Origin of the sequence: Pseudomonas sp. PNPG3 (assembly GCF_023093815.1) — a bacterium.
Lineage (GTDB): Bacteria > Pseudomonadota > Gammaproteobacteria > Pseudomonadales > Pseudomonadaceae > Aquipseudomonas > Aquipseudomonas asiatica.
On sequence record NZ_JALLKV010000019.1, the window covers coordinates 40,111 to 52,810 of the forward strand.

Annotated in this window: 11 protein-coding genes and 1 pseudogene; all 12 read left to right on the forward strand. The window is 60.0% G+C overall.

Features of this window, described 5'->3' with window-relative positions:
- The first annotated feature begins 1 nt into the window (after position 1).
- The 12 genes and pseudogenes from hflX to MJ643_RS14650 all read left to right on the forward strand — a co-directional run bounded on the left by hflX (position 2) and on the right by MJ643_RS14650 (position 12,684).
- Positions 2 to 1,303 carry a ribosome rescue GTPase HflX gene (gene hflX, locus MJ643_RS14595; protein WP_169774652.1) on the forward strand — a complete coding sequence of 434 codons (1,302 nt, stop codon included), beginning with the start codon at positions 2 to 4 and terminating at the stop codon, positions 1,301 to 1,303.
- A gap of 96 nt (positions 1,304 to 1,399) precedes the next feature.
- Positions 1,400 to 2,581 carry an FtsH protease activity modulator HflK gene (gene hflK / locus MJ643_RS14600; RefSeq protein WP_024087812.1) on the forward strand — a complete coding sequence of 394 codons (1,182 nt, stop codon included), beginning with the start codon at positions 1,400 to 1,402 and terminating at the stop codon, positions 2,579 to 2,581.
- The gene (gene hflC / locus MJ643_RS14605; RefSeq protein WP_013974432.1) at positions 2,581 to 3,450 is read left to right on the forward strand and encodes a protease modulator HflC; all 870 of its coding nucleotides are present in this window, start codon (positions 2,581 to 2,583) and stop codon (positions 3,448 to 3,450) included. Before hflK ends, hflC begins: the two co-directional genes overlap by 1 nt.
- Before the next feature lie 301 nt (positions 3,451 to 3,751).
- Complete coding sequence (locus tag MJ643_RS14610; protein WP_013974431.1) at positions 3,752 to 4,939, forward strand: ATP phosphoribosyltransferase regulatory subunit; 1,188 nt, start codon at positions 3,752 to 3,754, stop codon at positions 4,937 to 4,939.
- Positions 4,940 to 4,995: 56 nt separating this feature from the next.
- The gene (locus MJ643_RS14615; protein WP_013974430.1) at positions 4,996 to 6,288 is read left to right on the forward strand and encodes an adenylosuccinate synthase; all 1,293 of its coding nucleotides are present in this window, start codon (positions 4,996 to 4,998) and stop codon (positions 6,286 to 6,288) included.
- A 296-nt stretch (positions 6,289 to 6,584) separates the two neighbouring features.
- Positions 6,585 to 8,519, forward strand: coding sequence for a methyl-accepting chemotaxis protein (locus MJ643_RS14620; RefSeq protein ID WP_023661521.1), 1,935 nt, complete (start codon positions 6,585 to 6,587; stop codon positions 8,517 to 8,519).
- A gap of 491 nt (positions 8,520 to 9,010) precedes the next feature.
- Complete coding sequence (locus MJ643_RS14625; protein WP_031324578.1) at positions 9,011 to 9,499, forward strand: type VI secretion system tube protein Hcp; 489 nt, start codon at positions 9,011 to 9,013, stop codon at positions 9,497 to 9,499.
- A gap of 9 nt (positions 9,500 to 9,508) precedes the next feature.
- Positions 9,509 to 10,483, forward strand: coding sequence for a hypothetical protein (locus MJ643_RS14630; protein WP_013974427.1), 975 nt, complete (start codon positions 9,509 to 9,511; stop codon positions 10,481 to 10,483).
- The gene (locus MJ643_RS14635; RefSeq protein WP_015271999.1) at positions 10,480 to 10,857 is read left to right on the forward strand and encodes a hypothetical protein; all 378 of its coding nucleotides are present in this window, start codon (positions 10,480 to 10,482) and stop codon (positions 10,855 to 10,857) included. Before MJ643_RS14630 ends, MJ643_RS14635 begins: the two co-directional genes overlap by 4 nt.
- A gap of 22 nt (positions 10,858 to 10,879) precedes the next feature.
- A pseudogene (locus MJ643_RS14640) lies at positions 10,880 to 11,302 on the forward strand (hypothetical protein); the annotation flags it as partial.
- 123 nt (positions 11,303 to 11,425) lie between these two features.
- Positions 11,426 to 11,800 carry a hypothetical protein gene (locus tag MJ643_RS14645; protein ID WP_013974425.1) on the forward strand — a complete coding sequence of 125 codons (375 nt, stop codon included), beginning with the start codon at positions 11,426 to 11,428 and terminating at the stop codon, positions 11,798 to 11,800.
- Between the two features lie 227 nt (positions 11,801 to 12,027).
- Entirely contained in the window at positions 12,028 to 12,684 is a 657-nt protein-coding gene (locus MJ643_RS14650; RefSeq protein WP_208209322.1) for a Bax inhibitor-1 family protein, read from the forward strand.
- Positions 12,685 to 12,700: the final 16 nt, after the last annotated feature.

The following is a 12,700-nucleotide window of genomic DNA, read 5'->3' on the forward strand; positions in this document are numbered from 1 at the left end:
ATTGTTCTTTGAGCGCCACGGTGGTGGTGAGCGGGCGTTGCTCGTTCACTTGGAAGGTCAGAACCCTGAGGCGCGCGAAGACCCGCAGGAGTTTCAGGAACTGGCATTGTCGGCCGGTGCCGACATCGTCTCGCTGGTCACGGTGGCAAGGCATCAGCCTTCCGCCAAATACCTGATTGGCAGTGGCAAGGTCGAAGAGTTGCACGACCTGGTCCATGCCGAACAGGTAGACCTGGTGATTTTCAATCACACCCTCACGCCCAGTCAGGAGCGCAACCTCGAGCGTGTGTTCGAGTGTCGTGTGCTCGACCGTACCGGGCTGATCCTCGATATCTTCGCCCAACGGGCGCGCACCCATGAAGGCAAGCTGCAGGTCGAACTGGCCCAGCTCGAGCACATGAGCACGCGGCTGGTGCGCGGCTGGACCCACCTTGAGCGACAGAAGGGTGGTATCGGCCTGCGCGGCCCGGGTGAAACCCAGCTGGAAACCGACCGCCGCCTGTTGCGGGTGCGCATTCGCCAGATCAAGTCACGCCTGGAGAAGGTGCGCAGCCAGCGCGAGCAGGCACGCCGCGGGCGCAAGCGTGCGGACATTCCGTCGGTATCGCTGGTGGGTTATACCAACGCCGGCAAGTCCACGCTGTTCAACGCCCTGACAGAATCCGAGGTGTATGCCGCGGACCAGCTGTTCGCCACCCTCGACCCGACCCTGCGCCGGCTCGAACTGACCGACCTGGGGCCGATCGTGCTGGCCGACACCGTGGGCTTCATTCGCCACCTGCCGCACAAGCTGGTCGAGGCATTTCGGGCTACGCTCGAAGAGTCGAGCAACTCCGACTTGTTGCTGCATGTGATCGACGCCCATGAGCCGGAGCGCATGGAGCAGATCGAGCAGGTGCTGGCGGTGTTGGGCGAGATTGGCGCCGAAGGGTTGCCGATCCTCGAGGTGTATAACAAACTCGACTTGCTCGAAGATGTCGAGCCGCAGATCCAGCGCAATGCCGATGGCAAGCCGGAACGGGTCTGGGTATCGGCACGCGATGGGCGTGGCCTGGCGTTGGTCGGCCAGGCGATTGCCGAGTTGCTGGGGGATGATCTGTTTGTCGGTACCCTGTGTCTGGAGCAGCGTTTTGCCCGCTTGCGCGCGCAATTCTTTGCCTTGGGTGCCGTGCAGAGTGAAGAGCATGATGAAGAAGGGCGCAGCCTGCTGAGCGTGCGACTGCCCATGGTCGAACTGAATCGCCTGGTCAGCCGCGAAGGCATGGAGCCGCAAGTGTTTGTCGAGCAACACACTTTGCAATAAATGCTCGTCGAGGTCGCCGGGCAGCAGTGACAGGCATTCTGTAGCATTGGACGGCGCGCCGTGGGCGCGTCTTTGCTTTATCAGATGGAGAGCGCTATGGCTTGGAACGAGCCGGGTGGCAACTCGAACAATCAGGATCCCTGGGGCGGTCGCCGGAATGGCGGTGGCGGCGGTGGTGACAAGAAAGGTCCACCGGACCTGGACGAGGCCTTCCGCAAATTGCAGGACAGCCTGAACGGCATGTTCGGCAGTGGCAAGAAACGTGGCGGCGGTGGCCGCAATGTCGGCAAGGGCGGTGGCCTGGGCCTGCTGGGCATCGGCCTGGCGGTGCTGGCTGCTATCTGGCTGTACAGCGCCGTGTACGTGGTGGACGAGCAGGAGCAGGCCGTGGTGCTGCGCTTCGGCAAGTACTATGAGACGGTCGGCCCCGGCCTGAACATCTACTTCCCGCCGATCGATCGCAAGTACATGGAGAACGTCACGCGCGAGCGTGCCTATACCAAGCAGGGCCAGATGCTGACCGAAGACGAGAACATCGTCGAGGTACCGCTGACCGTCCAGTACAAGATCAGCAACCTGCAGGACTTCGTGCTCAACGTCGACCAGCCTGAGGTCAGCCTGCAGCACGCGACCGAGAGTGCCCTGCGCCATGTGGTGGGCTCCACCTCGATGGACCAGGTGCTGACCGAAGGTCGTGAGCAGATGGCCGTGGATATCCGCGAGCGCCTGCAGCGTTTCCTCGACACCTACCGTACCGGTATCACTGTCACCCAGGTCAACGTACAGAGCGCGGCTGCCCCGCGTGAAGTGCAGGAAGCCTTCGACGACGTGATCCGAGCCCGTGAAGACGAGCAGCGTGCCCGCAACCAGGCCGAGTCCTACGCCAATGGCGTGGTACCGGAAGCCCGTGGTCAGGCCCAGCGCATCATCGAGGACGCCAACGGTTACCGCGACGAAGTCATTGCCCGCGCCAAGGGTGAGGCCGACCGCTTCACCAAGCTGGTCGCCGAGTACCGCAAGGCACCTGACGTGACCCGTCAGCGCCTGTACCTGGAGACCATGCAAGAGGTCTACAGCAATTCGAGCAAGGTTATGGTGGCAACCAAGGACGGGCAGAACAACCTGCTCTACCTGCCGCTGGACAAGATGGTCGAAGGCAGCCGCAACCCGTCCGCGCCGACCACCAGCGTGTCGCCATCGGTCAACGATGCGGCCGCCCGTGCGGCGCAGGACCTGCAACAGCAACAGCAGCCGCTGCGCACTAGGGAGAGCCGCTGATGAGCAACAGATCGCTGATCGCCCTGATCGCCGCCGTGGTCCTGGCCATCGTGGCCTGGAACAGCTTCTACATCGTGTCCCAGACCGAGCGTGCGGTATTGCTGCGCTTCGGTAAGGTAGTCCAGGCGGATGTACAGCCGGGCATGCACGTGAAGATTCCGTACGTGAACCAGGTGCGCAAGTTCGACGCCCGCCTGATGACCCTCGACGCCCCGACCCAGCGGTTCCTGACTCTGGAGAAGAAAGCGGTGATGGTCGACGCCTACGCCAAGTGGCGCGTCAAGGACGCCGAACGTTTCTACACCGCCACATCCGGCATGAAACAGATCGCCGACGAGCGTCTGTCGCGTCGTCTGGAAAGCGGCCTGCGTGACCAGTTCGGTAAACGTACCCTGCATGAAGTGGTTTCCGGTGAACGTGACGCGCTGATGGCTGACATCACTGCTTCGCTGAACCGCATGGCCGCCAAGGAGCTGGGTATCGAGGTGGTCGACGTGCGCGTCAAGGCCATCGACCTGCCGAAGGAAGTTAACCGCAGCGTGTTCGACCGCATGAGCACCGAGCGTGAACGTGAAGCCCGTGAGCACCGCGCCAAGGGTAACGAGCTGGCTGAAGGTATCCGTGCCGATGCCGATCGTCAGCGCCGCGTACTGCTGGCTGAGGCCTATCGCGAAGCAGAGGAAACCCGCGGTGACGGCGACGCCCAGGCGGCCGCCATCTACGCCAAGGCCTACACCCAGGACGCTGATTTCTATGCGTTCTACCGTAGTCTGCAGGCGTACCGCGAGAGCTTCTCGAGCAAGAGCGACGTGCTGGTCCTGGATCCGAAGAACGAGTTCTTCCGCTTCCTGGACAAGAGCAGGCCGTGATGCTCAGGCCCTGATTTTCATGCGGCGGCGCCCCGCCTGGCAGCTAAAACGCCAGGCGGGGTGCATCCTGAATGAAAAGGGGTGTATGATGAGGCAGCCGGGAAATTTCCCGGCTTTTTTGCGTCTGCAAGGTTGATTGGCAAACCGCCAGTTGGCGGATTGGTCAGGTCGCAAGGCAATTCGAGGGTGTCGGGTACGGTGGCTGCGCTGGGATCAGTGCTGCCCGCTGCTGTGCGCGATACCGGCTTTACTGACGGCTCGCCTGCTGGCAAGCCGCCCGGACCAGAGGGGAAATGGCGTAATGGCAACGGTAGACCGCTGGCTGCTGCCAGATGGCATCGAGGAAGTACTGCCACCTGAGGCCGCGCGCATCGAGATCGCGCGCCGCCAGGTGTTGGACCTGTTCCAGAGTTGGGGCTACGAGCTGGTCGTCACCCCGCATATCGAGTACCTGGAGTCGCTGCTCACCGGCGCCGGCCAGGACCTGGATCAGCGCACCTTCAAGGTAGTAGACCCGCAGTCCGGTCGCCTGATGGGCTTCCGCGCCGACTTCACCCCGCAGGTGGCGCGCATTGACGCCCACACCCTGCGCCGTGAAGGCCCGAGCCGCCTGTGCTATGCCGGCAGCGTGCTGCACGCCCAGCCGCGTGCCCTGTCCACCTCGCGCAGCCCGATCCAGCTGGGTGCCGAGCTGTACGGTGATGCCAGCCCCACCAGCGATGTCGAAGTCATCAGCCTGATGCTCGCCACGCTGCAGCTGACCGATGTGCCGGATGTGCACATGGACCTGGGCCACGTCGGTATCTACCGCGGCCTGGCCCGTGCTGCCGGCCTGTCCGGCGCGGTCGAGCAGCAGCTGTTCGACGCCCTGCAGCGCAAGGCCGTGGATGAGGTTCAGGTGCTGACCGCCGACCTGCCGAAGGACCTGGGCAACATGCTGCGCGCGCTGGTGGAACTGTGCGGTGGCCGCGAAGTGCTGGCCGAAGCTCGCGTGCGCCTGGGCCGTGCCCCGGCCAGCGTGCTGGCGGCGCTGGACGACCTGCTGGCGATCGCCGATCGCCTGGCGTCACGCTTCCCGGACCTGCCGCTGTACTTCGACCTCGGCGAGCTGCGCGGTTACCACTATCACACAGGCGTGGTGTTCGCCGTGTTCGTGCCGGGCGAAGGCCAATCGATCGCCCAGGGCGGGCGCTATGACGACATCGGCGCCGATTTCGGCCGGGCCCGCCCGGCCACCGGTTTCTCCACGGATTTGAAGACCCTGGTCACACTGGGGCGAGCGGAGGTCGTATTGCCAACTGGCGGCATCTGGATGCCGGACAGTGGCGACGCGGCCCTCTGGCAGCAAGTCTGCCAGTTGCGCAACGAGGGCCAGCGTGTGGTCCAGGCCCTGCCTGGCCAGCCGTTGAGTGCTGCTCTCGAGGCGGATTGTGATCGGCAATTGATTCAGCAAGACGGGCGCTGGCAGGTTCTGCCGCTGGCCCAGTGAGTTTCTGCGCCGGCAGTAGGCCGGCAACCAAGTTTGCGTGAATGAGGACCAATGTAATGGGTAAGAATGTCGTCGTCCTGGGCACCCAGTGGGGTGATGAGGGCAAAGGCAAGATCGTCGATCTGCTGACCGAACATGCTGCCGCCGTAGTGCGCTACCAGGGTGGCCACAACGCGGGTCACACCCTGGTGATCAACGGTGAAAAGACCGTTCTGCACCTGATTCCGTCCGGTATCCTACGTGAAGGCGTACAGTGCCTGATCGGCAACGGCGTGGTCGTTGCCCCGGATGCCCTGATGCGTGAAATCACCAAGCTGGAAGAGAAGGGCGTACCGGTGCGCGAGCGTCTGCGCATCAGCCCGGCTGCACCGCTGATCCTGTCGTACCACGTTGCCCTGGACCAGGCCCGCGAAAAAGCTCGCGGCGAAGCCAAGATCGGTACTACCGGCCGCGGTATCGGCCCAGCCTACGAAGACAAGGTCGCACGCCGCGGCCTGCGCGTGGGCGACCTGTTCCACCGCGAGCGTTTCGCCGCCAAGCTGGGTGAGCTGCTGGACTACCACAACTTCCAGCTGGTGAACTACTACAAAGAGCCGGCCATCGACTTCCAGCAGACCCTGGACGAATGCATGGCCTACGCCGAACAGCTCAAGCCGATGATGCTCGACGTCACCGCCGAGCTGCACAACCTGCGTCGCGCTGGCAAGGACATCATGTTCGAAGGTGCCCAGGGCTCGCTGCTGGACATCGACCACGGTACCTACCCGTACGTCACCAGCTCCAACACCACCGCTGGCGGTATCTCCACTGGTTCTGGCGTTGGCCCGATGTACCTGGACTACATCCTGGGTATCACCAAGGCCTACACCACTCGCGTAGGTTCCGGTCCGTTCCCGACCGAACTGTTCGACGAGACTGGCGCTACCCTGGCCAAGCGTGGCCATGAGTTCGGCTCCACCACCGGCCGTGCGCGCCGTTGCGGCTGGTTCGATGCCGTGATCCTGCGTCGTGCCATCGACGTCAACAGCATCTCGGGCATCTGCCTGACCAAGCTGGACGTACTGGATGGCCTGGAAACCATCAACATCTGCGTTGGCTACAAGAACGAGAACGGTGCCGTCATCGACGCGCCTTCCGATGCCGACAGCTACATCGGCCTGGAGCCGGTGTACGAAGAGATGCCAGGCTGGAGCGAGTCGACCCTGGGCGTGAAAACCCTGGAAGAACTGCCAGCCAACGCTCGCGCCTACATCAAGCGCATCGAAGAGCTGATCGGCGCGCCGATCGACATCATCTCCACCGGCCCGGACCGCAACGAGACCATCGTTCTGCGTCATCCGTTCGCCTGATCTGCCTTCCAGGCTGATCTGACGCCGTGGCCCTGAAAGGGGCTGCGGCGTTTTCATTTGTGGGGTCTGCCTGTCCCGGCCCTTTCGCGGGTAAACCCGCTCCCACAGGTCCTGCACAGTCCTCAGGACCTGCGCGGTCCATGTGGGAGCGGGTTCACCCGCGAAGAGGCCCGTGCGGGCAACCTCATTGCTAGACCTTGGCACATTTCCCTGCTGCCGCCGGCACAACCCTTGCTGTAAGAAGTTTCTGAAGATGCCATCAAAATAGTGGCGCCAGAAAACACGAGGGTTACACCGTGTCTGCCATCCTCTCACTGTTACGAAGCCGCCTTTTGCGGCCTGTGTTTGTTGCCCTTGGTATCGCTCTTTTGGTGCAGGTGCTGGTCGCCGTTGCGCTTACCCGAAGCACGGTCACCGCCCTGGAAGCCGACCTGGGTGAACGCCTGGGCAATGACAGCCGCCAACTCGCCAGTGAGTTGGAGCAAGCCGGGCAAGATGTGCGCTCAGGCCTCGACGGCCTCTCCAGCAGCACCCGCCAGCGCCTGAGTGCAGGTTTGTCGGCACGCCTGCAAAGCGAGCAGCAGCAGCTGCGCAGCACGCTGGAGAAGAACCTCAAGGACTCCGCCAACGATATGGCCGAGCTGCTGGCGTCGGTCGCACCGCGGGCGATATGGGACAACGACGTGCCGGTGCTCTCCGACTTCGCGCGCCGCGCCCAGCGCAACCCCAACGTGCTGTTTGTGGTTTACGACGACGCTCAGGGCCAGCACCTTACCCGCTACCTGAACCGGCAGAACCCGATCAACCAGGCGTTGATGGAAAAAGGTCAGGGCGAGCGTGCGCTGGACAAGGTGATCGACGCGGCACGGCGGGACCCGGCGGTGTACTTCGTCGAGGCCTCGATCAGCCCCAATGGTGCGGAAATCGGCAAGGTGGTGATGGGTGTTTCCACGGCTGGCATCGACCAGGAGCTCAAGGCGCTCGACCAGCGCTTCGCCGCCCTTATCACCAGTGGCGAGCAACTGGTCGGTGACAGCCTGGTCGGTGCTGCGGCCGAGAGTGGCAACACCCTGCGCGAGCGTTTGGAAAAGGCCCAGGGCAGCGCCGCCGCGATGCAGGCCAATACAGCGCAGACGGTTCGCGATGCGGCTGCAGAGCTGCGTTGGCGCATCGGCCTGGGGCTGGTGCTGGTCGGCCTAGGGGTGCTGCTGGTGGTAGCCGTGGTGCTTGGCCGGCGGGTGTTGAGCAAGCTGCGCCTGCTGATCGCTGCACTCGACGATCTCGCTGCCGGTGAAGGCGACCTGACCAAGCGCGTGCTGCTCGACAGCCGCGATGAAATCGGCGACATGGCCTCGGCGGTGAACCGCTTTGTCGACAAGCTGCAGCCCATCGTGCGCGAGGCCGGCGAGGTGGCGCAGCGTACCGGCGTTGAGATTGGCGCAATGGCCCAGCGCAATGCCGGCGCCGATGCTGCCGCTGCGCTGCAACGCGATGAAGTGGCGGCCAGCCTGCGCGACCTGTCAAGCATGGCCGACGAGGCCCAGGCTGAAAGCCACGCGATGCAGGCAGCCCTGCAGCAGGTGGTGGATATCCGCCAGGCAACTGACGAGAACAGCCGCACATCAACCCAGCTAGCCGGTTTGATCGAGAACCTGGCCGGGCAGGTGGAGGCCGGCTCCCAGGTGATCGAGCGCCTGGCCAAGCAGAGCGAGCAGATCGAAGTGGTGCTGACGGTTATCCACGGCATCGCCGAACAGACCAACCTGCTGGCCTTGAACGCGGCCATCGAAGCCGCCCGTGCTGGCGAAACCGGGCGCGGGTTTGCCGTGGTGGCCGATGAGGTGCGGGCGCTGGCGAGCAAGACGCAAAGTTCCACGGGAGATATCCAGGCGCATATCGCCGCGCTGCAAAAGGGCGCCAAGGAAGCTGTGGCAACTATCAGCCAGGCCGGGCTCAAGGCTAGCGAAGGGTTGCTGGTGCTGCGTGACAACGAGCGTCGCCAGCAGTCGGTGCAGGCGGCGGTGGAGCAGGTGCATGCAGCCATCGGCCTGGCCACCCGCGCGGCCGAGCAGCAGGCGAATGGGGCGCAAGCTGTGCGTGGGCGGGTGGAGACTATCCATGCTCAGGCTGAGCGCTCGGCTGAAGTGGTGATGCAGACCACGGCCAGTAGCAAGGTGCTGGATGATCTGGCGGCTCAGTTGCGCGCCAGCCTGGGCCAGTTCAGAGCTTGATCATGTAGATGCGCTTTTGTGTAGGTGCCTTTTGAGAAAGCTTCTGGGCTGGGAGGTGTTGGCCGCAGTATTTTCAGCGCCTATGAGATCGAGCGCCGCGCGGGCGGCGCTCGATTTGCGCACCACCTCAGAACCCACGACAAGCACCTGGTAGCCCTCACCCCAAAATCTAAAAGTCTACGCTCAGATCACTGTGGGAGCGGGCTCACCCGCGAACACGGGCGAAGCCCGTGCCAGCCCCGCGGTTTCTACTTCGCGGCCAAGCCTGCTTCCACACCGATCAAGCTGACTTCATCGGTAAATTTGTAGGCAATTTCCCAAATTAACCTTGTTTGTCCGCATTCTATTGTCGCGCCAGGCATGGGGAGCTAGTGTCAATCGCACCTGAAGGCACGCAATGCAATCCGCCATTCGCCTTCGGGAACAACCTCAAGGCGGCGATGTCCGAACACCGTCGTTATCAGCCCAATTTTTACCAAGGAGAGGTAAGCATGGCTTTCGATGCTTATATTCAAATCGCGGAAATCACTGGCGAAGCACTGGACGAGCAGTACGCCAACTGGATCGAAATCATCGGCTACAAGTTCGGTGCCAACCAGAGCACTTCTGCCACCGCAAGCTCTGCAGGTGGCGCATCTTCCGGGCGTACCACGCTCACCAACTTCACCTTCACCAAGTACCTGGACAGCGCCAGCTGCAAGCTGCTCGAAGCCAGCTGTGCCGGCCAGCACCTGAAGGAAGTGAAGCTGGTGGTGTGCCGGGCCGGTACCGAAAAGCTCAAGTACTACGAAGTCGTTCTCGAAGAAGTGATCATCGCCGACTACGCCCAAAGCGCCAATGCTGGCGTGCCGGTGGAAGTAGTGCAGCTCAACTATGGCCGCATCAAGACCACCTACACGCGGCAGAAGCGCCTCGACGGCAGTGCCGGCGGCAATGTGACCGGCGGCTGGGATCGCATCAGCAACAAGAAATATGCGTGAGGTGCGACTATGTCCGAGGCACGTAGCTTCATCAATCCCCAGGCACAATCCTATGAGTCGTTGAAGGCCGGCACGCCGATGTCGGCCAATCAGCGGGCCAAGTTTGATGTGTTGAATGCGCATATCGTCAATAGCGTGGTTGTCGGAGGGGAGCTGGTGATTGTTGGAGATCCCAGTACACCATCGTGTACGAGCCATGAAGCATATTTGATGGCAGAGGCGGCGGGGATACACCATCAGCTTGAGATCAATGGCGCTGGGGTGGATGACTTCTTTCTGGATAACTATGAGATGTTGAAAGGCTTGCTCTCTCATACCTCCATGGGGGCAGGCGTTGTGAGCGATGGTTGGAGCAGATACCTCGATGCGATCAAGAGGACGTTGGAAGAAATCGAGATATTACATCGGGAGTATTTGAAAAACGGCACGCTAAAAGCGCGTGACGAATTTTATGCCAAGAGAATGGCATTGTTTATGAAGTTGGAAGGGCAGTTGAACAACATGGCTGCGTATGGTTCGGGCCTGCAAAATAAGGGATCGGTGAAAAGAGCGCTCGAGATATCTACCAAGAGCTACCTACATACAGGTGAGATTGCTGGATATGCCGAAAAGATTGCTGGCGTCTCGAAAGCGGCAAGTCTGATAAAGAAGGGCACTTATATCGGCTTGGGGCTCGACGTGGCTTCAACAGGGCTGAGTATCCATCATGCATGTACCTTTGGACGCTCTGAAGATTGCAGAAAGGCCAAGTATGTGGAAGGAGTCTCTCTGGTCGGCAGTACGGGGGGCTCGATCGCGGGCGGGTCGATTGGTGGATTTCTAGGGGGAACTGGATGCGTACTTTTCCTCGGAGTGACGACAGGCGGTCCGGGGGCCCTCGCGTGTACTGTCATTGGAGGCGCCGTGGGTGGTGCTGCAGGCGGTTCGGTCGTAGGTGATATCGGTGAGATGTTTGGTGAGTTGTTATATGAGGTGACGCAATGATTGGCTTCGACGCCAGGTGGTTAGGTCTTCCTTTAATGATGGCTATGTTCATGGTCATATTTATATGGGTTTATATTTCAGTTCGCTATGTGAGTTACATAGAGTCGTTGCTTTCTAATAGTTCAATGGTTTCTGGTAATAAAAAGATTTTTGGTCAGGCGGGTTTGCTGGGTAAAGTGATGCGTACCGGCTCCGCATCCGTAATGTTGTCGATGAGGGCGATTTGCATTCGTAAAGGCCTTTTGGATCTTCAGGATGTAAAGAAATTTCCTGGTGGTTTGCGCCGTATGCTTGTGGGCTTGTGGTTTGTTCATGTCGCTATTTTTTTGTCGCTCATAGGTCTTTGGAGTTGGTTGAAATTGGAAGGCTATTAATTTGGGGTGTGGGTAGGCGAGTTTGCGCCGATCGCCGGCAGCACGGTGCCGGCGGCGGTGGAGCAAGTGCAATCTTCAGGCGCAATCGTATGAGTCGCTGAAGGCCGGCACGCCGATGTCATCCAATCAGCGGGCCAAGTTTGATGTGTTGAATGCGCATATTGCCAATAGCGTCGTTTTCCCTGGCGAACTCGTGATCGTGGGTGAACCAAGCACCCCCTCCTCCTGCACTAGTCATGAAGCTTTTCTCATGGGTAAGGCGGCTGGGATACACCTTGATATCGAGTTGAACGGAGGGGGAATCGATGGATTCTTCCTAGAGAACTATGATCTGTTGCAGAGCTTGTTGACCCGTGCGTCTATAGGTGCAGGTGCAGCCAGTGATGCCTGGAACAAGCATCTTGAGGCTATCAAGAAAACGCTAGAGGAGATTGATCAACTGCATCACAGCAGGTGCAGGGGCTGTCGCTTGCGTGGTGCTCGGCGGGGTGGCTGGAGGTAGTGTAGGTGGGGCGTTAGGAGAAATGGGTGGCGAGTTTCTTGGAGAAGTTTTATATGAGGTGCTGTAATGACCAATGTGCAGGTCGCGGTGCTCGGAGTGTGTTTGTTTGCATCACCATTTTTAATGTTTGGAACGTGGATTGTAATTGCATACCGCTTCCTTGATAAGGTCGAGGCAAGCTTCTCAAATAGTCCCATGGTTGTGGGAAACAAAGCAATGTATGCCCGTGCTGGTATGCTTGGGCAGATTATGCGTTTGGGGTCAGTTTCCGCGATGCTATCAATGAAGGGTTTTTGCATTCGCAAAGGTATGTTGGACAGTGAAGATGTCCGCAATGCCCCTCAAAGCCTTAAAAAACTACTGGTTTGGTTATGGCATGCTCACGTGCTGCTTTTTGTCTTGCTGGCTATGTTCTGTGTTTGGATAAGGTTTCTGAGATGACGGGTGTATATTAATGAAATCGGGTTGGTCACCAGTCTGGACCCGTTCTCCGCCTTATTCAAATACATCCGTATAGTCAGCAAATACACCGCTAACCCGATGCCACGATCAACAACGCCGCATAAGGCTCCGCCGCCGCGAAACAGCAGTTGCTTAGCGGGGTGGCGTTGAGCGCACGTTATCGCGGGCAGTATTTACAAGCATAGACGCCAGGGGGCATAACAGACATGCTGGAGAACGAAACCTTCAATCGACTCGGAACCAATCATAAAATATCGGCGTGCATCTACAATCTGATCCTCGGCGCAGTACTGCTGTGGGGCTTCTTCGTCAACTGGTATCTGGTAATCACGGTGCCGCCCGATATTGTTCGGTCCATCCCCATGATGCTGTTCCTGGTTGGCTACTTGATCACCGCGCTAGCGGGTGTCGCGATCATCTTCAAATCTGAAAAGCCGTTGTACAGTTTCCTCGGCTACAACCTGATCGTGATTCCGGTCGGGTTGCTGCTTGTCATCGTCCTCCCAAAGTACTCACATGAAAACATCGTGAATGCCTTGCAGGCGACCGTCTTGCTAACCGTTACCATGATGTTGCTGGGGTCTGTATTCCCCCGCTTCTTCAAGCGCATCAAGGCGTCATTATGCATAGCTTTGATAGCTGTGATCTTCGTTGAATTGGCGCAGGTTTGGTTATTCGGTATCCATCTCGGGGTAATGGATTGGATCACTGCACTGATCTTCTGTGGCTATATCGGGGTTGATTGGGGGCGTGCGAACCAGATTGAGCCTACCGTGGATAATGCAATAGACAGCGCTGCATCGCTGTATCTAGACATTATCAATCTGTTTCTGCGGGTCTTGCGGATCATGTCCAAGAAGTGAGTTGCCCAGGTGGCTT